Genomic DNA, 20,488 nt, shown 5'->3' on the forward strand with positions numbered 1-20,488 from the left:
GATGGCGCCCCTCTCAAAGGCGGGCACGGCACTGACCGTGCTCCGCGAGGATCTCGCCGGTGAGGTCTTCGCGCCCGGCGATCCGGGGTACGACGAGGCCCGCACGATCTTCAACTCGATGATCGACCGCAGGCCGGCCGTGATCGCCCGGTGCGAGAGCGAGGCGGACGTGGTCACCACCGTCCGTTTCGCCCGGGAGCTGGACCTGCCCGTCGCGGTGCGCGGCGGAGGCCACAGCGTCGCCGGGATGTCCCTCAACGACGGCGGCGTGGTCGTCGACATGCGCCGGATGCAGGCGGTCACGGTCCATCCCGGGGCGAAGGCCGTACGCGTCGGGGGCGGCGCGTTGATGAGCGTGCTGGACCGCGCCTGCCAGCCGTACGGGCTCGCCACCACCGGCGGCCGGGTCTCCACCACAGGAGTCACCGGCTTCGTCCTCGGCGGCGGCTCAGGCTGGCTGGACCGGAAGTTCGGGCTGGCCGTGGACAACCTGCTCGGCGTGGATCTGGTCACCTCCGACGGCGCCGCCGTGACGGCGACCGCCGAAGACAACCCCGAGCTGTTCTGGGCCCTGCACGGCGGCGGCGGGAACTTCGGTGTCGCGACCTCGGTGACGCTGCGCCTGCACGAGCTGCCGGAGTTCGCGATCTGCATGCTGCTGTACCCGACGGAGGCCGGGCCCGAGGTCCTGCGCACCTACCGCGAGATCGTCGAGAACGGCCCGGACGAGGCGGGCGGCGGCGTGATCTACCTGACCGCCCCGCCGGAGCCCTTCGTACCGGATCACCTGGTCGGGACCCTGATGGCGGGCGCGCTGCTCACGTACGCGGGCGGCGAGGAGGCGCTGCGGGCGCTCGCCGGGCCGCTGCTCGCGCTGCCGCACGAGGTGGAGGTGCTCACCGCCCTCCCGTACGCGGACTTCCAGTGCATGATGGACGACCCGCCGGGTCTGCGGAACTACTGGTCCGCGGAGTACCTGGCCGGCCTGCCGGACGAACTGGTCAGCGTCTTCTGCGCCCTCGGCGACGTGATGCCGACGGGCGGAACCCAGCACGTGTTGTTGCCGCTGGGCGGGGCCATCGCGGACGGGCCCCCGGAGTTCCCCGTTCCGTACCGGGACGCGAAGTGGGCCGCGCACCCCTTCGGCATCTGGGAGGACCCGGCCGAGGACGACCGCTGCCGGCAGTGGGTCCACGACGTCCGCGGCCGCGTGCAGCCGTGGAGCACCGGCGCGGTCTACCTCAACTTCACCGGCGACGAGGGTCCCGAGCGCGTGGCGGCGGGTCTCGGCGCGGAGAACCTCGCCAGGCTGGCCGCGGTGAAGCGGATGTACGACCCGGACAACGTCTTCCGCTTCAACCACAACATCAAGCCGGCGTAGCCGCAGGTCAGGTGAGGGCGGCGAGCACCTCGCGCGCCGCCCGCTCCCCCTCGGTGGCCCCGCCTTCCATGAACCCCTGGAAGTCGTAGCTGCAGTGCTCGCCGCCGATGTGGACCCGGCCCTGCGCGGTGCCCTCGTACATGGCGTACCGGTGCAGATAGCCCACCGGCCAGTACGAGTACGCGCCCAGCGAGTACGGGTTGCGGTGCCAGGCAGACAGCTGCGCCCGCCCGTTCCAGACGGCCTTGGTGCCCGGGAAGAAGGCGTCCACCCCCGTCAGCACCCGGCCGGCGAGGGTGCGTACGTACGGGTCGGTCTCGGTGGCGAACGGCGTGGCCGGGGTGAGCGCCCCGGCCAGGCTGCCGCCGCCGTACTGGAGCAGGATGCCCCCGTTGCCCGGCTGGACCTTGGTGGTGTCCCAGGTCTGCTGGACGTCGGAGTCGGTGAAGCAGTCCCCGGCGCTGACGCCCGGCCAGGGGCCGGTGCCGCGCCAGGGCCGAGCGGTGAACTGCATGTTCAGCTTGGTGCAGCAGCCCATGCGGGCGTCGCGCAGCAGGTTCTTCATCAGCGGGTCGAAACCGGCGCCGGAGAGGTCGATCCGCTGGAGGATCGGCAGCGGCAGGCACAGGATCGTGTGGTCGGCGACGACCGTGCGCGTCGCCCCGGAGTCGTTGAAGGTCAGCGTCTGGGTGCCGTCGGAGCCGACGCGTACGGCGACCAGCTCGCGGCCCATCACGAGCGAACCGGTGGGCAGGGCCTGGGCGATGGCGTTCGGCAGCCGGTCGTTGCCGCCGGTGATGTGGTAGCGCTCGTTGGACAGGCCCCACACGTTGAAGTTGCCCGGATTGGGCTGGTACCCCATCAGCAGGACCAGCGCGAGCGCGGACTGCTGATCGGTGTCGGCCCCGTACTCGACGTTGTACGCGACGTCGATGAAGCGGCCGAGCTGCGAGCCGTGGCCGCCGGGGATCCGGGTCTCGATCCACTCGTACAGCGTCATGTTGTCGAGGGCGGTGCCCGCCGGGGTCGAGGAGTTCCAGGAGACCTGGCCGGCCTCCTGGAGATCGCGGCGCAGCGCCTGGTAGACGGCCTTGAAGTCCTCGTCGGCCTGGGCGCGCGGGTAGTAGGCGCCGTTGAGCCAGAGGACTTCCTCGGCTCCGTTCGGCCCGCCGCCGAGGAAGTCCTCGGTGGGCAGGTCGAAGCGGCGGCACAGCTCCAGGATCTTCTTGTGGCTGGTGTCGATCAGCTCGCCGCCGATCTCGGAGGTCTGCCCGTACGCCCAGTGCGTGCGCTGGGACCACATGCGGCCGCCGACCCGGCTCGGATTGGCCTCGTACAGCGTGCAGTCGACTCCGGCGTCCTGGAGGGTGAGGGCTGCGGTCAGCCCGGAGATGCCGGCGCCGACGACGGCGACGCGGGCGGGGGCGACGGGCTTCTTGTCCGGGACCGCTTCGACGGCGTGTGCGGCCCGGGAGGAGGCCAGGGCGGTACCGAGGCCGAGGGCGGCGGCGCGGCCGAGCAGTTGCCGGCGGCCCAGGCCGCGGACCTCGGCGACCGGCAGGGCGAGCCGGCGGGCAGCGGCGTGCTCGGCGGCCAGCGTGCGGAGCGCGTGCATCAGGGGCGTGCGGGCCATGGCGGCGGCTCCCTATCGGACGTTCGCGGCGGGCGGGGCGGGCGGGGCGGACTCTTCGGCGCGTTCGGCGGAGTCCTCCAGGACCACGCGGCCGATGATCTCGTAGCGTTCGGGGGCCCTGTACTTCAGCCAGAGGCCGAGGCCGAGTCCGCCGAAGAACACGGCGCCGACGATCCACGGGATCAGCGTGAAGAAGAACGAGTCGGCGGCGAGCCCGGCGGCGGTCTTCATGTTGACCAGCAGCAGGACGACCACGGCGGTCATGCCGATCCCGCCGAGCAGCGGAGCGGTGAACGTGCGGAACCAGTGCCGGTCCTCGGGGTGGTTCTTGCGGAAGTAACCGATCACAGCGAAGGAGCACAGGGTCTGGACGATGAGGATCGCCATCGTGCCGAGGATCGCGAGCAGCGTGTACAGGTGGATGTACGGGTCCTGCCCGGTCAGCCAGAACAGCGCGACGAGGCCGGTGGCGATGGCCGTCTGCACGACGGAGGAGACGTACGGGGAGCCGTGCTTGGCGTGCGTGCGGCCGAGCCCGGGGTGCAGGAAGCCCTCGCGGCCGATGGCGTACAGGTAACGGGCGGCGCACTGGTGGAAGGCCATGCCGCAGGCGAAGGAGCCGGTGAGCAGCAGCCACTGGAAGGCGTCGACGGCCCAGGAGCCGATGAAGGTCCGGGTGGGGGCGAAGAAGAGGTCGAGGGGGCTGGTGGAGGCGGACAGCTCCACGGACTTCGCGAGCCCGTTGCCTGCGATGGTCATCCAGGAGACGTAGATGTAGAAGAGGCCGACGCCGACGACCGAGATCAGGGTGGCTCGGGGGATCACCCGCTTCGGATTCCGGGACTCCTCCCCGTACATCGCGGTGGACTCGAAGCCGACCCAGGACCAGAAGGCGAAGAAGAGCCCGAGCCCGGCGGAGGTTCCGGTGAAGGCGTGCCGGGGGTTGACGGGTTCGAGCGGGATCCCGTCGGGGCCGCCGCCCGCGATCAGCACGGCGGTGGCGACGGCGAACAGGACGGCGATCTCGGCGACGAGCATCACACCGAGGGCCTTGGCGGTGAGGTTGATGTCGAAGTGCGCGAGGGCCGCGGTGACGGCGAGCATGCCGGCCGCGTAGACGATCCAGGGCAGGTCGACGCCGAGCTGGTCGTGGACGGTGGTCTTGGCGAAGTAGGAGAAGACGCCGACGATCGAGGCCTCGAAGACGATGTAGGCGAGAACGGCGAGCATGCCGGAGGCCATGCCGGCGATCCGGCCGAGGCCGTGCGAGATGTACCCGTAGAACGCACCGGCGGCGGTGATCCGCTTGGCCATGGCGACGTAGCCGACGGCGAAGACGGTCAGGACGACGGTCGCGAAGAGATAGCCGGCCGGGGCGCCGGTGCCGTTGCCGAACCCGACCGCGATGGGGAGGTTGCCGGTCATGGCGGTGATGGGCGCGGCAGTGGCGACTGCCATGAACACGACGCCGACGAGGCCGACGGAGTTGGCCTTGAGCCGCTGGACCTGCGGGACATGAGGGGCTTGTGGTGTTTGTGGCGCTTGTGCGGCCTCGGGGGCTCTGCCGGCGGTACCTGCGCTCATGACGACCTCGTTCCTGGTTCCTGTCGGGAGGGGCGCCACTCTCCCCCTGCGTGACGCACGCCACAATCGGCATGCGGTCCGATAATCTCCTTGCAGGGACGACGAGTTGTCGGGCCGGACGGGGCATATCGGGCTCCGTAACCGCCCGGTGATGTGCTGGGAACAAGGCGGCCGGTAGCGTCCCGCGATATGGACAACCAGGGCGGGATCACCGTTCAGCGGGCACTGGAGCTGCCCGGACTGCGCAGCGGGCTGCCGGAGGTGGTGGCCTGCGCCGACCGCCTCGGCCGGACCGTCCGCTGGGTGCACGCGGGCGAGGTGCCGAACATCGCATCCCTGCTCAAGGGAGGGGAGCTGCTGCTGACCACGGGGCTGGGCCTCGGCACCCGGCCCGCCGAGCAGCGTGCCTTCGTACGCCGCCTCGCGGATCGGGGGATCGCGGCGCTGGTGGTCGAACTGGGCCCGCGCTTCACCCGGCTCCCGGCGACGCTCGTCGAGACGGCACGGGCGGCCGGCCTCCCGCTCGTCCAGCTCCACCGCGAAGTCCCCTTCGTGGCGGTGACGGAGGAGGTCCACACCGAGATCGTCAACCACCACTACGCGCTGCTCCAGCGGGCCGAGGAGGTCCACCGGCGGTGCACGGAGGCCCTGCTCAGCGGCGGCGGCATCCCCCAAGTACTGCACATCCTGGCCGACTTCACCGGGAACCCGGTGTTCCTGGAGACCCCCGACGGCCAACTCCTCTACGCGGCGGGCCCGGCCGCCGGTGAGGCCGCGGCGGATCCGCTCCAGGTCTGGGAGGGGCTGCGGGGCCAGCGCGAGGCGGAGCCGTCGGGCAACGCGGTCCTGGTCGACGTTCCCGGCGGCGGCCACGGCACGGGCTCGGTGCGCGCGCGGGTGGTCCTGCTGGGCGTCTCGGCGCCCCTGCTCCCGGTCCACCGGATGGCGGCGGAACGGACGGCGGGCGTCCTGGCGGTCGTCCTGATGCAGGCCCGCCAGGAGGAGGAGCTGGCGGCGCGCGGCCGCGGCGACTTCCTGACGGACCTGGCGGAGGGGCGCATCAGCGCGGACGACGCCCCGGGGCAGGCACGCGTCCTGGGCTTCAAACCGGGGGCAGGTCCGCTCCTTCCCGTCGTGATGCGCCTCTCCTCGGACCTGGGCCCCTCCGGCAATTGGGCGGTACTGGCCCGGGCGGTCCTGGAGGAGCTGTCCTCGGTCGGCGTACCGGTCCTGCTGGGCGTGCGCCCCGTGGAGGGCCGGGTCCCGCTGCTCGTCTCCCTCCGGGCCGAGTCGGAGCGCACGGCGGTGGCGGACCGGGTGGCGGCGGCGCTGCGGGCGGGCGTGGAACGGGCCGGCCTGGACCGCGCGGCGGCCCCGCCGGCGGTGGTCGTGGGCGTGGCGGGCGGCTGGGCGGCGGCCTCCTCGGGCCTGCGCCACGCCGCCGAGACCGCGACGGCGGCGCACGGCCTGCCGGCCCGCCCCTGGTACGACGCGCGGCGGCTGGACATCGACCTGCTGCTGTGGCGGCTGCGGGAGCACCCCGACCTGGCGGCGTTCGTGGACCGCGCGATCGGCCCGCTGCGCGTGCACGACGCCGCGTCACGCCCGCCGCTCCTGCCCACTCTGGAGACGTACCTGGCCCACGCGGGCCGCAAGGCGGAGACGGCGCGCGAGCTCCACCTCAACCGCCAGACGCTGTACAACCGCCTGGCCCGCATCTCGGAGCTCCTGGGCACCGACCTGGACGACCCGGAGACCGTCCTCTCCCTGAGCCTGGCCCTCCGCGCCCGCCGCCACACCCCTTCTGCTTCCTGACGCGCCGCTCACGCGGCCCGGCGCCGGGGCGCCTCCCCGGCTTCGCGCCGTTACGCCGGACTCCGTCCGGCAGACCTCGGCCGGGGGTTGCCCCCGCCGGCGATTGACGCGCGGGGTAGGAGTGCAGCCCCGGAAAGCCGGGCACATCCAGCCCACCGGCGTCTGAGGCGCGGAGGCCGGGTGCCGACCCCCGCCCCCCGGCCCCCGCCCGCAGCCGGGCTACGGCGGCGGTGGGTCAGGGGCGGCGGCGGTCCATCAGCTCGTCGTACACCGACAGGATCTGCGCCACCGTGTCGTCCTCCGACGGCCACGTCGCCGCCTGCGCCCGGCCCGCCGCCGCCAGCGCAGCGCGCCGGGCCGGGTCCGACAGCAGGTCCGTCACCGCCGTCGCCAGCGCGGCCGCATCCCCGGACGGCACGAGCACCCCCGCGTCCCCGACCAGCTCCGGCACGCCCCCGACCGCCGTCGCGACCAGCGGTACGCCCACCCGCAGCGCCTCCTGCGCCAGCAGCGACCGCGCCTCCCACCGGCTCGGCAGCACCGCCAGGTCGGCCGCCGCCAGCAGCTGCGCCGCGTCCCGGCGCCGCCCCAGCAGCCGCACCGGCAGCCCCTCGGCCTCGATCCGCCGGGCCAGCTCGGCCCGTTGCGGGCCCTCCCCCGCGATCACCACCAGCGGCAGCGGCTCCAGCACCCGCCACGCCCGCGCCGCGTCGAGCAGTACGGAGTACCCCCGGTGCTCCACGAGGCTCCCGACCGCGATGAGCAGCGGCCGTTCCACCGCCCCCAGTTCCGCCCGCGCCTTGCCCGGGTCCGCGCCGCCCTCCGGGCCCGCCGGCCCCATCGGCACGGCCACCGGTGCCAGCCGTGCGTCGCGCGCGCCCCGCGCCCGTGCCAGGTCCACCTGGTCCGAGGAGGCGCCCAGCACCACCGCCGCGGCCCGCGCCACGTGCCGCTCCAGGACCCGGCCCAGCCGCCCGAACGTCCCCTCGGCCGCCGGCCCGCCGCTGTGCCAGGTCACCACCAGCGGCACCCGGCGCCCGCGCAGCGCCAGCACGGCGCGCATCCCGGCCCGTACGCCGTGCGCGTGCACCACGTCCGCGCCGGCGCACACGGCCCGCAGCACGCTCACCGCGTCCGGGGTGAACTGCGCCCCGGCACCGGTGAAGTCGTACTCCCCCTCCGCCTCCACGGGCGCGCACACCGTGACCCGTACCCCGCGCGCCGCGAGCCCGTTCGTGAGCGAGCGCACGTGCGCGCTGCTGCCCGCGCCCGCGCCGCCGAGTACTTGGACGGTGCGGAGCGGTGGCCGCCCGTAAGGCTGCGCGGGGGCCGGGGTCGAGACCGGGGAGCTGCTCACGGGCCGAAGCTCCAGGGTGAGGGAGGCAGAGACGTCGCCCAGGATGCCAGTCCGCACGCGCGTTCCGGGACCATACGGGTGCGGATCCCGCAGGAGATACCGCCACACACCCCCGAGCCTCACCCACACGGCGTAGCGCCTGTCACCCCACCACCCGTGCCGAGGGCCCGGAGCGGATCACCGGACAGCGTCCGGCACCCGTCCCGGGCCCTCACAAGGCACGGCCGACAGCTACGCGTCCGCGCGCGCCGCCGCCAGCAGTTCCTCGGCGTGCGCCCGCGCGGACACCGAGTCCTCGTGGCCGGCCAGCATGCGCGAGAGCTCGCGGATGCGGTCCTCGCCCTCCAGGACGGTGACACCGCTCCTCGTCACCGACCCGTCGTTGGTCTTCTCCACCAGCAGCTGCCGGTCTGCGAACGCCGCCACCTGCGGCAGGTGCGTGACGACCACGACCTGTGCCGACTTGGCCAGCTTCGCGAGCCGCCGCCCGACCTCTACGGCCGCCTTGCCGCCGACGCCCGCGTCGACCTCGTCGAAGAGGTACGTCGGCACCGGGTCGGACCCCGCGAACACGACCTCCACCGCCAGCATCACGCGCGACAGCTCACCGCCCGAGGCGCCCTTGGCGATCGGCCGCGGCTGGGCGCCCGGGTGCGGGGCCAGCAGCAGTTCGACCTCGTCCGCGCCCGAGGGCCCGTACGCGACGGCTCGGCCGCCCACGTCCACGCCGTCGGGGTCCTCGATCTGCCGGATGTCGATCGTCACCCGCGCGTGCGGCATCGCCAGCGACGCCAGCTCCGCCGTGACGGCCGACGCGAACCGCGTCGCCGCCTCCACCCGCGCGTCCGTCAACGCCTGTGCCAGCAGTGACAGTTCGGCCCGGAGCCCGTCGCGTTCGGCGGTCAGCTCCGTGATCCGCTCGTCGTCGCCGTCCAGCTCCAGCAGCCGCGCCGAACCCCGCTCGGCCCACTCCAGCACGGCGTCGATCGAGTCGCCGTACTTGCGCGTGAGCTGGGTCAGGGCCGCCCGCCGCTCCTCCACTGCGGCCAGGCGCAGCGGATCGGCGTCCAGGTCGTCGGCGTACCCGGCCAGTTCCCCGGCCACGTCGCCCAGCAGGATCCCGAGCTCACCGATCCGCTCCGCGAGCGCGCCGAGCGCCGCGTCGTGCGACCGTACGGCCTCCAGGGCCCGGTGCGCGCCCGCCACGAGCGTGTTCGCGTCGACGCCCTCCGGGTCCTCGACGTCGCCGGCCAGCGCAGCGTGCGCGATCTGCGCCGCCGAGGCCAGCGATTCGGCGTGGCCGAGCCGCTCGGCCTCCGCCGCCAGCTCCGCGTCCTCGCCGGCCAGCGGCTCGACGGCCGCGATCTCCTCCAGCCCGAAGCGCAGCAGATCGGCCTCCTGGGCCCGTTCCCGGGCCCGGGTGGTGATCTCGTCGAGTTCGACGGCCACCGCGCGCAGCCGCCGGTAGGCGGCCCCGTACTTCTCCAGCGGGACCGCGACCGCGTCCCCGGCGTACCGGTCGAGGGCCTGCCGCTGCCGGGCCGGCCGCAGCAGGCCCTGCTGGTCGGTCTGCCCGTGTACGGCGACCAGGTCGTCCGCGAGCTCGCCGAGCAGGCCGACGGGCACGGAGCGGCCGCCGACGTGGGCGCGTGAACGCCCCTCGGCGGACACCGTCCGGCTGATCAGCAGGGCGCCGTCGTCGAGCTCGGCCCCGGCCTCCTCGGCGCGTACGGCGGCAGCCGCGTCGGGGCGCATGACGATCCGGCCTTCCACGACCGCCGCCTTGGCCCCGATCCGCACCAGGGCCGGGTCGGCGCGACCGCCGAGCAGCAGGCCGAGGCTGGTGACGACCATCGTCTTGCCCGCGCCGGTCTCGCCGGTCACCGCGGTGAAACCGGGCGACAGCTCGACCACCGCGTCGTCGATGACCCCGAGCGACCGTATCCGCATCTCCTCAAGCACGGGACGACGATACCGAGGTTTCACCGGTGCCATGTGACTGCACCCGTCCCGAGCTTCTCGAACGGATGTGCTATCAGTGGGGCGCTCCGCGCCACCCGGCCACTGGCAGCGCGAACTTCGCCACGAGCCGGTCCGTGAACGAGGCGTGGTGCAGCCGGGCGAGCCGCACCGGCACCGCCCCCCGCCGGACCTCCACCCGGGCCCCGGCCGGCAGCTCCAGCGTCCGGCGTCCGTCGCACCACAGCACCCCGTGCGGGACCCCGGTCTGCACCTCCACCGCCAGCACCGAGTCCGGCGAGGTCACCAGCGGCTTCGCGAACAGCGCGTGCGCACTGATCGGCACCATCAGCAGCGCCTCCACCTCGGGCCAGACCACCGGCCCGCCCGCGGAGAAGGCGTACGCCGTCGAACCGGTCGGGGTCGCGCACACGATCCCGTCACAGCCGAAGCCGGACACCGGGCGCCCGTCGATCTCCAGGACCACTTCGAGCATCCGCTCCGGGGACACCTTCTGGACGGCCGCCTCGTTCAGCGCCCAGTCCCGGTGGACCACGTCGCCGTTCGTCCGAACGAGCACGTCGAGCGTCATCCGCTCCTCGACCTCGTACGCACGCGTCACGACCCGGTCCACGACCTTGTCCAGGTCGTCCCGCTCGGCCTCCGCGAGGAACCCCACCCGGCCCAGGTTCACGCCCAGCATGGGCACCCCCGAGCCGCGCGCGAACTCCGCGCCGCGCAGCAGGGTCCCGTCGCCGCCCAGCACGATCAGCAGCTCGCAGCCTTCGAGCACCTCGGGGGTGCACTCGGCGACCAGCTCCACCTCGGGCGGCAGCGGCAGGTCCCTCGCCTCGTACTCAAGGACCCGTACGCCCAGCCCGCTCTTCAGCAGCCCCCGCACGACCAGCTCGGCGCTGCGGATGGCCGCCGGCCGTCCGGTGTGCGCGAGCAGGAAGACGGTCCGCCCCACCGCCTGAGCCGGTGTATCCGATGTGTCCGACCTATCCGCTGATTCAGTCACTGCGGCCCCTCCGCCACTGCACGGTCAACATCCGCCGGGTCGAGTGCCGGTGCCCCCGCCCGCAGCCACAGAAAGTACTCGACGTTCCCCGAGGGGCCGGGCAGCGGACTCGCGGTCACCCCGAGAACGCCCAGCCCCAGCTTCGCCGCCTGGGCCGCCACCTCGCGCACGGCCTCCGCCCGCAGCTCCGGACTGCGCACGACGCCGCCGCTGCCGAGCCGGTCCTTGCCGACCTCGAACTGCGGCTTGACCATCAGCACCAGGTCCGCGTCCGGCGCGCAGCAGCGCACCAGTGCGGGCAGCACCAGGCCGATGGAGATGAAGGACAGATCGCCGACGACGAGGTCGACGGGGACCCCGTCGAGCTGCTCGACCGTCAGCTCTCGGACGTTCGTACGGTCCTTGACGGTCACCCGGTCGTCGCTCTGGAGCGACCAGGCGAGCTGCCCGTAGCCGACGTCGACGGCCATGACGTGGGCCACGCCCGCGCGCAGCAGCACGTCGGTGAAACCACCGGTGGAGGCTCCGGCGTCCAGCGCCCGGCGGCCCTCGACGGCCAGCCCCTGCGGCCGGAAGGCCGCCAGCGCCCCGGCCAGCTTGTGGCCGCCCCGGGAGACGTAGTCGGGGTCGCTGTCGTCTTTGAGGACCACCAGGGCCGCGCTGGTCTCGACCTGGGTGGCCGCCTTGGTCGCGGTGGCGCCGCCGACGGTCACCCGGCCCGCGGCGATCAGCTGGGCGGCGTGCTCGCGCGAGCGGGCCATGCTGCGGCGTACCAGTTCGGCGTCCAGGCGGCGGCGTGCCACTCCTGCCACGTTCGGTTCAGCTCCTGTTTTCGTACGGTCCGGGGACGGGCGGTGCGTCGAGCGCGGTCAGCGCGTCGCGCAACCCCCTGTGCACATCCTCGTACACCGCGGCGTGTCCGTCCGCAGTGAGGTGGTCGGCGTCGGCCAGCCGCTCCAGGTGCGCGTCCACCCCCGCATGGCCGGTGGGCGTACGGACGAGGCCCAGGGGCTCGGGCCCGGCCGGCCCGGCGGCCTCGGCAGCCCCCGCGGGGCCGGTGGCCGCCGCATCGGGCCGAGGGCCCCCGGCGCCCTCCTCGGGCCCTGCGGGCAGTTCGTCGGTCATGCCCCGACGCTACCCCGAAGCGCCGGGGCAACCACCCACGGCTCTGCGGTACGGTCGAGATCACGATGGCTACGATCGAGGAGTGCCGAGCCGCACTCGACCAACTTTCCGGCAACCTTGCGCAGGCCGACGGCAGCGTGCGCGGCGCTGCCGCGCTGGACCGCTCCCTGAGCTGCCACATCACCGACCTCGACCGGACGTTCACCGGCCGCCTCGACGGCGGCCGGATCCGGGTGGACGCGGTCTCCCCCGGCCCGCCCGCCGCCAAGGCCGAGATCCGGCTCGCGATGACCGGCGACGACCTGGTCGCGATGGTCGCGGGCGAGCTCAAATTCGCCAAGGCCTGGGCCTCCGGCCGGGTCCGCCTGGAGGCCGGCTTCCGCGACCTGCTCCGCCTCAAAAGCCTCCTGTGACCGGGGCACGTGCGGCCTCCCCGGCACAACCCGGCCCCGCCGGCGTTTGAGGCGCAGGGTCGGGGGCGGAGCCCCGGGCGACCGGATCCGCCCGGACCTCAGCCCGCGGCGCCGGAACCCGTCAGACGCCCGGCCCGGGCCCTGGCCGCCGGGATCACCAGTGGCGTGCCCGTCTCCGGATCGTCGATGATCCGGCAGCGCAGCCCGAACACCTTCTCCATCAGTTCCGCCGTGACCACTTCGGCCGGCGGCCCCTCCGCGACGACCTCGCCGCCCCGCATCGCGATCAGGTGCGTGGCGTAGCGGGCCGCGTGGTTGAGGTCGTGCAGCACGGCAACCAGGGTCCGCCCCTGGTTCTCGTGCAGTTCGGCGCACAGGTCCAGCACGTCGATCTGGTGCTGGATGTCCAGGTACGTGGTCGGCTCGTCCAGCAGCAGCAGCGGCGTCTGCTGCGCCAGCGCCATCGCGATCCACACGCGCTGGCGCTGCCCGCCCGACAGCTCGTCGACCGACCGGTCCGCGAGCTCCGCGACCCCGGTCGCGGCCATCGATTCGAGGACGATCCGCTCGTCTTCCGGCGACCACTGCCGCAGCAGCCCCTGGTGCGGGTACCGGCCCCGCGACACCAGGTCGGCGACGGTGATCCCGTCCGGCGCGATCGAGGACTGCGGCAGCAGGCCGAGCGTCCTGGCGACCTTCTTGGCCGGCATCGACCCGATGGCCTGACCGTCCAGCAGCACCCGCCCGGCGGACGGCTTCAGCATCCGCGACAGCGCGCGCAGCAGCGTGGACTTTCCGCAGGCGTTGGGTCCGACGATCACCGTGAAGGAGTGGTCGGGGATCTCCACCGACAGGTTCTCGGCGATGACCCGCTGCTCGTAGCCGAGGGTCACGTTCTGCGCGGTCAGCCGCTGCACGTGCGTACTCCTTGAGTTGCTCATATACGTCCCGCCCTGCGCTCGGTGACGAGCAGCCAGAGCAGATAGACACCGCCGACCAGCCCGGTCACCACGCCCACCGGAAGCTGGTCGGCGCCGAAGGCGCGCTGCGAGGCCCAGTCGGACACGAGCAGCAGGACGGAGCCCATCAGCGCGCCGGTGAGCAGGTTCGACCCGGGCGAGCGGGTCAGGCGCCGGGCCAGCTGGGGCGCGGCCAGGGCGACGAAGGAGACGGGCCCGGCGGCCGCGGCGGCCCCGGTGGTCAGCAGGACCGCCGCCAGCATCAGCAGCATCCGCGTGCGTTCCACCCGTACCCCGAGGGCGTACGCGGCGTCGTCGCCCATCTCCATCATCCGCAGGGCCCGGCCCTGCCCGAGGACCAGCGGGAACAGCACCGCGCAGGTCCCCAGCAGCGGCCAGACCTGGCTCCAGTCCCGCCCGGCGAGCGAGCCGGTCAGCCAGACCATCGCGCGGGTGGCCTCGACGAGCTGGGCCTTGGTCAGCAGGTAGTTGATGACGGCGACGAGCATCGCGGAGGTGCCGATGCCGACCAGCACCAGCCGGTAGCCGTGGATGCCGCGCTTGTACGACAGCAGGTAGACGAGGACACCGGTGAGCAGTCCGCCCACCAGCGCGCCCACCGCCACCGCGGTCGCACCGCCCTTGAACAGGACGATCACGGTGAGGGCGCCGACCGCCGAGCCGTAGGCGAAGCCGAGCAGGTCCGGGGAGCCGAGCGGGTTGCGGGAGACGGACTGGAAGACCGCACCGGACATGCCGAGGGCGGCGCCGACCAGCAGGGCGACCAGCACCCGCGGCAGCCGCAGGTCGTTGACGATGAAGTCGTGCGCCGGCGTGCCGTTGCCGAGCAGGGTCTGTACGACGTCCCCCGGCGCGATCTCGAAGTCGCCGGTGCCGATGAGCACGACGGCCATCGCCAGCGCGGCCGCGGTGAGCAGCAGCCCGACCGCCAGCGCGCGCGGCTCCGTCCGCAGGGACAGCCCGCCGGGGCCGCGCAGGGCACGGGATCCGGGCTTGACCGCCCGAAGGTCGACGGTCACAGCTGGGCCATCCTCTTGCGCCGGACGAGATGGATGAAGACGGGTCCGCCGATCAGCGCGGTGACGATGCCGACCTGGAGCTCGGCGGGCCGGGTGACCACCCGGCCTATGACGTCCGCGCCCAGCAGCAGCACCGGCGAGAGGACCGCCGAGTAGGCGAGCACCCAGCGCATGTCGGGCCCGGTGAGGATCCGCACCAGGTGCGGGATCATCAGACCGATGAAGACGATCGGCCCGCACGCGGCGGTCGCCGCCCCGCACAGCAGCGTGATCGCGGCCATGGCCCCGATCCGGGTCCGTGTCAGGTGGGCGCCGAGGGCCCGGGCGGTGTCGTCGCCCATGGCCATCGCGTTGAGGGGCCGGCCCAGCGTCAGCGCGATCACCGCGCCCACCAGCAGGAAGGGCGCCACCTGCCGGACGGTGTCCATGTTCGCGGAGGCCAGGGAGCCCACGGTCCAGAAGCGGAGCTTGTCCAGCGCCTTGCTGTCCACCAGCTGCACGGCGTTGATGTAGCCGACCAGGGCCGCGCTGGCAGCCGTACCGGCGAGCGCGAGGCGCACCGGCGTCGCGCTGCGGCTGCCGCCGAGCACGTAGACCACCACCGAGACGACGGCGGCGCCGAGGAAGGCCCACCACACGAACTCGCTCAGGGAGGAGGCCCCCAGGAAGGTGATCGCCGAGACCACGGCGGCCGCGGCACCCGCGTTGACGCCGAGGATGCCGGGCTCGGCCAGCGGGTTGCGGGTCAGCGCCTGCATCACCGCACCGGAGAGTCCGAGCCCGAGCCCGACCATCAGCCCGAGGAGGGTGCGCGGGACGCGCAGATCGCGCACCACGACGTCGGAGGGCGTCCCCGCGTAGTGGAACAGGCCGTGCCAGACCTGGTCGAGGGGCATCTGCCTGGCGCCCACGGCGATGCTCGCCACTGCGATCAGGGCCAGCACCGCGAGGGCGCCGAGCAGACCGGCGGCGCGCGCCGCATGGCGTGGGCGGACGGCGGCGACCGGCGCCGCGCTCTGTTCAGGGGGACTCTCGACCAACACGGAAGTTAGGTTAGCCTAGCCTGCTCCCGATCTTGTCGTGTGGACCCCCGCCCGACCGGGACGGCCCGGCCTGCGGCCGCTTACAGCCCGACCCTGGCCAGCGCCTTGCCCGCGTCCAGCGTGCAAGAGCCGTCCCCGGCCTGCGTCCACGCCGCCGCGCACAGCGCCCTTAGCCCGTCCACCGGATCGCCCTCGCCCCGCAGCTCCAGCACGCCCGCCGCTGCCACCGCCGTCCAGCCCCCGCAGCCGAAGCCCTCCCCCGCCGCCGCAACCTCCGGCTGGCCCGTCAGCAGCCCGCGCAGGTCCCGGTCCACGTACGTCGGCCGGTGCCTCGGCTCGGCCTGCAGCAGCTGTGCCCCGTCCGTCACGCCCGTCAGCACCAGCAGCGAGTCCACCTCACCGTTGAAGGCGCCCTCGATGTCCGTGTCCAGCCGGTCCCCGACCACCAGCGGCCGCCGCGCTCCGGTCCGCAGCACCGTCTCCCGGTGCATCGGGGGCAGCGGCTTCCCCGCCACCTGCGGCTCCGCGCCCGTGGCGATCCGTACGACCTGCACGGCGGCCCCGTTCCCGGGCCCGATCCCGCGCGCCCCCGGAATCGTCAGATCGGTGTTCGACGCGTACCACGGCACCCCGCGGTTGATCGCGTACGAGGCCTCCGCGAACCGCGACCACGGCAGATCCGGGCCCCCGTACCCCTGGACGACCGCCGCGAGGCCCTCCTCGTCCGCGCAGTCCACGGGCACCAGGCCCCGCTCGCGGAGCGCGACCCGCAGCCCCTCGCCTCCGACCACCAGCACCTTCGCACCCGGCTCCACCTGCTCCGAGATCAGCCGGGCCACGGCCTGCGCCGAGGTGATCACCTCGCCGGCCTCGGTCGGGATCCCCAGCTCGCCCAGGTGCTCGGCGACCGCCTCCGGAGTCCGCAGCGCGTTGTTCGTGACGTACGCGAGGTGCATCCCGCCGGCCCGGGCCGCGGCGAGGGACTCCGCCGCGTACCCGATGGCCTCGCCGCCCGCGTACACGACACCGTCCAGGTCCAGCAGGGCCGTGTCGTACGCCTGGTGCAGGCTGTGCTCGCTGCCCGCCGGACTCGTCCTGCTCTTCCGGGTCATCCTGCCGGCTCCCTGTCCGCTCGATCCTCGACCGGTCCGCGACCGATCCCGACAGCATCTGCGCTGCGGTCTTCCTCACCCGATCATCCCGCATCGCGAGACGCGTCTTACCATGCACCAATGACCACATCTGGTACTGCGGACGACGGGCTGCGCCTGATTCCCTTCCACGGACTGCGCTATGACCCGGAGCGCGTCGGCAGCCTGGCCGCCGTCACCTCGCCGCCGTACGACGTGGTCGTACGCCCCGACGGCGTCGACCACCTGGAGTCCGCCGACCCGCACAACATCGTCCGCCTCATCCTTCCGCAGGCCGACACCCCCGCCGCGCGCAACGAACAGGCCGCGCGCACCTTGCAAGACTGGCTCGGCAACGGCATTCTCAGCACCGACCCCGAGCCCGCGCTCTACCTCTACGAGCAGCGCAAGGGCGGTCTGCTCCAGCGCGGCGTCATCGGCGCCCTCGCCCTCTCGAAGCCCGACGCCGGCATCGTCCTCCCGCACGAGGACGTCATGCCGGACGTGGTCACCGACCGGGCCGGCCTGATGCGGGCCGCTTCGGCCAATCTTGAGCCCCTCCTCCTCACCTACCGCGGCGACGACCCCGCGTCCGGCGCGGCCGAGGTCGTCGAGCGGACCGCCGGGCGCCCGCCCCTGCTGGCCACCACCACCGAGGACGGCTTCCGGCACCGGCTCTGGGCCATCACCGACCCCGCGGACCTGGCCGCCGTCACCTCGGACCTCGGCCACCGCCAGGCCCTCATCGCCGACGGACACCACCGCTGGGCGACGTACCTGCGCCTCCAGGAGGAGCACCAGTCCCCCACCGCATGGGACTTCGGCCTGGTCCTCCTCGTCGACACCGCCCGCTATCCGCTCCAGGTCCGCGCCATCCACCGGATGCTGCGCCGTCTCCCGGTCACGGACGCCCTGGCCGCCGTCGATGGCCGCTTCCGCGTCCGCCCGGTCGACGGCCCGCTGCCGCTCGCCCTTGAGGCCCTCGCGGACGCCGCGGAGCGGGGCAATGCCTTTCTCCTGGCCGGCGACGGAGCCTTCCACCTCGTCACCGACCCGGACCTGGACCTCCTCGACCGCACCGTACGGCGCGACCGCCCCGAGGCCTGGCGCCGGCTGGACGCGACGGTGTTGCACGCGACCCTGCTCGACGCCCTGTGGCAGATCCCGGACACTCCCGACCAGATCACGTACATCCACGACGCGGCGGCCACGGTCGCCATGGCCGAGCGCCACGGCGGCACCGCGGTCCTGCTGCACCCCGTACGGGAGGAAGTCGTCCGGGACCTGGCCCGCCAGGGTGTGACGATGCCCCGCAAGTCCACCTCCTTCGGCCCGAAGCCGGCCAGCGGCCTGGTTCTGCGCATCCTGCACTGACGCGCGGCGCAGACGCGACAAAGGGCGGTACCCCACCGGGGGTACCGCCCTTTGTCAGGTCAGCGCTCAGGCCTTGTCGCCGGCCTGCTCGTCGTCCTGGTCCTCGTCCTCCACGACGACGATCTCGTCGGTGGCGTCGACCTCGGCGTCCGCCTCGGAGCTTTCGAGCGGCTCGTACTCCTCGTCGTCCTCGTCGTAGTACTCGGCCTGGTCGGACGCGCGCTCGGCGGCAGCCACCTCGGCGGCGTCCTGCTCGTCGTCCTCGTCGTCGAACTCGTCGTCGCTCTCGTCCGGCCCGTCGGCGTCCAGCGCGTCGACGAACTCGACCCCGTCGAGCTCGGCGAGCCGGTCGGAGGCGTCCATCGAGCCGTCCTTGTCGGCCTCGACGGTCTTGGCGAACCACTCGCGCGCCTCGTCCTCACGACCGGCCGCCAGCAGGGCGTCGGCGTAGGCGTACCGCAGACGGGCGGTCCACGGATGGACGGAGTTGGAGGCCAGCTCCGGGCTCTGCAGGGTCACGATGGCGGCGTCGAGCTGCCCCATGTCCCGCCGGGCACCGGCGGCGACCAGGCGCATCTCGACCTGGCCGGCCTTGTCCAGCTTCTGCACCTCGGGCTCGCCGGCCATGGCCAGCGCGCGCTCGGGGCGGCCGAGGCCGCGCTCGCAGTCGGCCATGACGGGCCACAGCTCGACGGATCCGGTCATGCGCTTGGCGGCGCGGAACTCGGCGAGCGCCTCGCTGTACTTCTGCGTGGCGTACGCGGCGAAGCCGGCGGCCTCGCGCACGGCGGCGACACGGGAGGCCAGGCGCAGGGCGATGCGCGAGTACGCGTACGCCTGCTCCGGGTCCTCGTCGATCAGGCGGGCCACCATGACCAGGTTGCGCGAGACCTCTTCGGCCAGGCCCTTGGGCAGGCTCAGGAGCTCCTGGCGCACGTCCGCGTCGATCTCCAGACCGGTGACGTCCTCGTCGATCGGGAGCCGCTTGACCGGGTCCCGGTCGCGGTCGGCGCGGTAGTCGCGGTCGCCACCACGGTCATCGCGGCCGCCGCGGTAGCCACCGCGGTCGTCACGGCCACCACGGTAGCCGCCACGGTCACCGCGGTCGTCGCGGCGCGGGTAGGACGGGCGGTCCCCACCACGGTCGTCACGGCCGCCGCGGAAGCCGCCGCGGTCGTCATCGCGACGCGGGTACGAGGGACGCCCGCCGCGGTCGTCGTCACGACGCGGGTACGACGGACGGTCACCGCGGTCGTCGCGGCGCGGGTAGGACGGGCGGTCCCCGCCACGGTCGTCGCGGCGCGGGTAGGAGGGACGGTCCTCGCGGCCGCGGAAGCCGCCACCGGACGGACGGTCACCGCGGTCGTCACGGCGGAAGCCGCCACCGGCGGGACGGTCACCGCGGTCGTCGCGGCGCGGGTAGGACGGACGGTCCCCACCACGGTCGTCACGGCCACCGCGGAAGCCACCGCGGTCGTCGTCGCGACGCGGGTAGCTGGGGCGCTCGCCACGGTCGTCACGGCGGAAGCCGCCACCGGCGGGACGGTCACCACGGTCGTCACGGCGCGGGTAGGACGGACGGTCCCCACCACGGTCGTCGCGACCGCCGCGGAAGCCACCGCGGTCGTCGTCGCGACGCGGGTACGAGGGACGGCCGCCACGGTCGTCATCACGACGCGGGTAGCTGGGGCGCTCGCCACGGTCGTCGCGGCGGAAGCCGCCACCGGCGGGACGGTCGCCACGGTCGTCACGGCGCGGGTAGGACGGGCGGTCCCCGCCACGGTCGTCGCGGCGCGGGTAGGAGGGACGGTCCTCGCGGCCGCGGAAGCCGCCACCGGACGGACGGTCACCGCGGTCGTCACGGCGGAAGCCGCCACCGGCGGGACGGTCACCACGGTCATCGCGGCGCGGGTAGGACGGACGGTCCCCACCACGGTCGTCACGGCCACCGCGGAAGCCACCGCGGTCGTCGTCGCGACGCGGGTAGCTGGGGCGCTCGCCACGGTCGTCGCGGCGGAAGCCGCCACCGGCGGGACGGTCACCGCGGTCGTCACGGCGCGGGTAGGACGGACGGTCCCCACCACGGTCGTCGCGACCGCCGCGGAAGCCACCGCGGTCGTCGTCGCGACGCGGGTACGAGGGACGGCCGCCACGGTCGTCATCACGACGCGGGTACGACGGACGGTCACCGCCACGGTCATCGCGACGGAAGCCACCGCCACCGCCGCCGGCGGGACGCCCACCGCGGTCGTCACGGCGGAAACCGCCGCCACCGCCGGTCGGCCGACCACCGCGGTCGTCGCGGCGGAAGCCACCACGGTCACCGCCACGGTCGTCACGGCCCCCGCGGTAGCCGCCCCTGTCACCGCCGTCGTTGCGACGAGGCTCGCGCTCCGGACGATCGTCGGGAGAGTTGGACATGGGTGTGACTCCTGTCTTCGGGGTACCGCTAGTCATTCTCGCGCAACCAACCCATGGCCGCGCTTCGGCGTAAAAGAGGTGAAAAACAAAAAGGACCCTTGGTCCAGCGTTGAACGCTGGACCAAGGGTCCTTTGAAAGATTGTTCGGCGGCGTCCTACTCTCCCACAGGGTCCCCCCTGCAGTACCATCGGCGCTGAAAGGCTTAGCTTCCGGGTTCGGAATGTAACCGGGC

General features: G+C 73.6%; 16 protein-coding genes, 1 rRNA gene and 1 pseudogene. 4 read left to right on the forward strand and 14 right to left on the reverse strand.

Annotated elements, in window-relative coordinates:
* Nucleotide 1 precedes the first annotated feature (1 nt).
* Nucleotides 2-1,381, forward strand: coding sequence for an FAD-binding oxidoreductase (locus ABTY04_RS32875; protein ID WP_352217101.1), 1,380 nt, complete (start codon nt 2-4; stop codon nt 1,379-1,381).
* A gap of 7 nt (nt 1,382-1,388) precedes the next feature.
* Here the strand turns inward: ABTY04_RS32875 and ABTY04_RS32880 are convergent, their stop codons facing one another.
* The gene (locus tag ABTY04_RS32880; protein WP_352217102.1) at nt 1,389-3,014 is read right to left on the reverse strand and encodes a flavin monoamine oxidase family protein; all 1,626 of its coding nucleotides are present in this window, start codon (nt 3,012-3,014) and stop codon (nt 1,389-1,391) included.
* Nucleotides 3,015-3,026: 12 nt separating this feature from the next.
* On the reverse strand, nt 3,027-4,472 hold the full coding sequence (locus ABTY04_RS32885) for an APC family permease (protein WP_352217115.1): 1,446 nt from the start codon (nt 4,470-4,472) through the stop codon (nt 3,027-3,029).
* 315 nt (nt 4,473-4,787) lie between these two features.
* Between ABTY04_RS32885 and ABTY04_RS32890 the strand changes: the two genes are divergently transcribed.
* Nucleotides 4,788-6,413 (forward strand): PucR family transcriptional regulator, encoded by a 1,626-nt coding sequence (locus ABTY04_RS32890; RefSeq protein ID WP_352217103.1) that lies wholly within the window; start codon nt 4,788-4,790, stop codon nt 6,411-6,413.
* Between the two features lie 235 nt (nt 6,414-6,648).
* Here ABTY04_RS32890 and ABTY04_RS32895 read toward each other — a convergent pair whose 3' ends face one another.
* The 5 genes from ABTY04_RS32895 to ABTY04_RS32915 all read right to left on the reverse strand — a co-directional run bounded on the left by ABTY04_RS32895 (nt 6,649) and on the right by ABTY04_RS32915 (nt 11,875).
* Entirely contained in the window at nt 6,649-7,770 is a 1,122-nt protein-coding gene (locus ABTY04_RS32895) for a glycosyltransferase family 4 protein (protein ID WP_352217104.1), read from the reverse strand.
* 231 nt (nt 7,771-8,001) lie between these two features.
* The gene (gene recN, locus ABTY04_RS32900; protein ID WP_352217116.1) at nt 8,002-9,720 is read right to left on the reverse strand and encodes a DNA repair protein RecN; all 1,719 of its coding nucleotides are present in this window, start codon (nt 9,718-9,720) and stop codon (nt 8,002-8,004) included.
* 85 nt (nt 9,721-9,805) lie between these two features.
* Entirely contained in the window at nt 9,806-10,750 is a 945-nt protein-coding gene (locus tag ABTY04_RS32905) for an NAD kinase (protein ID WP_502996765.1), read from the reverse strand.
* Nucleotides 10,747-11,562 (reverse strand): TlyA family RNA methyltransferase, encoded by an 816-nt coding sequence (locus ABTY04_RS32910; RefSeq protein WP_133898422.1) that lies wholly within the window; start codon nt 11,560-11,562, stop codon nt 10,747-10,749. Before ABTY04_RS32910 ends, ABTY04_RS32905 begins: the two co-directional genes overlap by 4 nt.
* 7 nt (nt 11,563-11,569) lie before the next feature.
* The gene (locus ABTY04_RS32915) at nt 11,570-11,875 is read right to left on the reverse strand and encodes a hypothetical protein (RefSeq protein WP_352217106.1); all 306 of its coding nucleotides are present in this window, start codon (nt 11,873-11,875) and stop codon (nt 11,570-11,572) included.
* A 65-nt stretch (nt 11,876-11,940) separates the two neighbouring features.
* Between ABTY04_RS32915 and ABTY04_RS32920 the strand changes: the two genes are divergently transcribed.
* Complete coding sequence (locus ABTY04_RS32920) at nt 11,941-12,288, forward strand: SCP2 sterol-binding domain-containing protein (RefSeq protein ID WP_352217107.1); 348 nt, start codon at nt 11,941-11,943, stop codon at nt 12,286-12,288.
* A gap of 98 nt (nt 12,289-12,386) precedes the next feature.
* Here ABTY04_RS32920 and ABTY04_RS32925 read toward each other — a convergent pair whose 3' ends face one another.
* The 4 genes from ABTY04_RS32925 to ABTY04_RS32940 all read right to left on the reverse strand — a co-directional run bounded on the left by ABTY04_RS32925 (nt 12,387) and on the right by ABTY04_RS32940 (nt 16,442).
* Nucleotides 12,387-13,229: an ABC transporter ATP-binding protein gene (locus ABTY04_RS32925; protein WP_352217108.1), complete on the reverse strand. Its 843-nt coding sequence runs from the start codon at nt 13,227-13,229 to the stop codon at nt 12,387-12,389.
* A complete protein-coding gene (locus ABTY04_RS32930; RefSeq protein WP_352217109.1) occupies nt 13,226-14,287 on the reverse strand; it encodes a FecCD family ABC transporter permease in 1,062 nt (353 codons plus the stop codon). The genes ABTY04_RS32925 and ABTY04_RS32930 overlap by 4 nt, the downstream gene beginning before the upstream one ends.
* A complete protein-coding gene (locus ABTY04_RS32935) occupies nt 14,284-15,330 on the reverse strand; it encodes a FecCD family ABC transporter permease (RefSeq protein ID WP_502996766.1) in 1,047 nt (348 codons plus the stop codon). Before ABTY04_RS32935 ends, ABTY04_RS32930 begins: the two co-directional genes overlap by 4 nt.
* An 80-nt stretch (nt 15,331-15,410) precedes the next feature.
* On the reverse strand, nt 15,411-16,442 hold the full coding sequence (locus ABTY04_RS32940) for an HAD hydrolase-like protein (RefSeq protein ID WP_352217110.1): 1,032 nt from the start codon (nt 16,440-16,442) through the stop codon (nt 15,411-15,413).
* 120 nt (nt 16,443-16,562) lie between these two features.
* On the opposite strand from ABTY04_RS32940, the gene ABTY04_RS32945 reads away from it, so the two are divergent.
* The gene (locus ABTY04_RS32945; protein ID WP_352217111.1) at nt 16,563-17,834 is read left to right on the forward strand and encodes a DUF1015 family protein; all 1,272 of its coding nucleotides are present in this window, start codon (nt 16,563-16,565) and stop codon (nt 17,832-17,834) included.
* Between the two features lie 66 nt (nt 17,835-17,900).
* Here ABTY04_RS32945 and ABTY04_RS32950 read toward each other — a convergent pair whose 3' ends face one another.
* The 3 genes and pseudogenes from ABTY04_RS32950 to rrf form a co-directional block, all read right to left on the reverse strand.
* Nucleotides 17,901-18,770, reverse strand: coding sequence for a tetratricopeptide repeat protein (locus tag ABTY04_RS32950; RefSeq protein WP_352217118.1), 870 nt, complete (start codon nt 18,768-18,770; stop codon nt 17,901-17,903).
* 216 nt (nt 18,771-18,986) lie between these two features.
* Nucleotides 18,987-19,964: pseudogene (locus ABTY04_RS41250) on the reverse strand (hypothetical protein); the annotation flags it as partial.
* A gap of 433 nt (nt 19,965-20,397) precedes the next feature.
* A 5S ribosomal RNA gene (gene rrf, locus ABTY04_RS32960) occupies nt 20,398-20,488 on the reverse strand; the annotation flags it as partial.

This window comes from Streptomyces sp. NPDC097981, assembly GCF_040302565.1.
Lineage (GTDB): Bacteria > Actinomycetota > Actinomycetes > Streptomycetales > Streptomycetaceae > Streptomyces.

Excerpts from the sequence above, each read along its gene's own strand:
- ABTY04_RS32875 (WP_352217101.1), top strand. The coding sequence starts at position 2 with ATGGCGCCCCTCTCAAAGGCGGGCACGGCACTGACCGTGCTCCGCGAG.
- ABTY04_RS32880 (WP_352217102.1), bottom strand. The coding sequence starts at position 3,014 with ATGGCCCGCACGCCCCTGATGCACGCGCTCCGCACGCTGGCCGCCGAG.
- ABTY04_RS32885 (WP_352217115.1), bottom strand. The coding sequence starts at position 4,472 with ATGGCAGTCGCCACTGCCGCGCCCATCACCGCCATGACCGGCAACCTC.
- ABTY04_RS32890 (WP_352217103.1), top strand. The coding sequence starts at position 4,788 with ATGGACAACCAGGGCGGGATCACCGTTCAGCGGGCACTGGAGCTGCCC.
- recN (WP_352217116.1), bottom strand. The coding sequence starts at position 9,720 with ATGCGGATACGGTCGCTCGGGGTCATCGACGACGCGGTGGTCGAGCTG.
- ABTY04_RS32915 (WP_352217106.1), bottom strand. The coding sequence starts at position 11,875 with ATGACCGACGAACTGCCCGCAGGGCCCGAGGAGGGCGCCGGGGGCCCT.
- ABTY04_RS32920 (WP_352217107.1), top strand. The coding sequence starts at position 11,941 with ATGGCTACGATCGAGGAGTGCCGAGCCGCACTCGACCAACTTTCCGGC.
- ABTY04_RS32925 (WP_352217108.1), bottom strand. The coding sequence starts at position 13,229 with ATGAGCAACTCAAGGAGTACGCACGTGCAGCGGCTGACCGCGCAGAAC.
- ABTY04_RS32940 (WP_352217110.1), bottom strand. The coding sequence starts at position 16,442 with ATGACCCGGAAGAGCAGGACGAGTCCGGCGGGCAGCGAGCACAGCCTG.
- ABTY04_RS32945 (WP_352217111.1), top strand. The coding sequence starts at position 16,563 with ATGACCACATCTGGTACTGCGGACGACGGGCTGCGCCTGATTCCCTTC.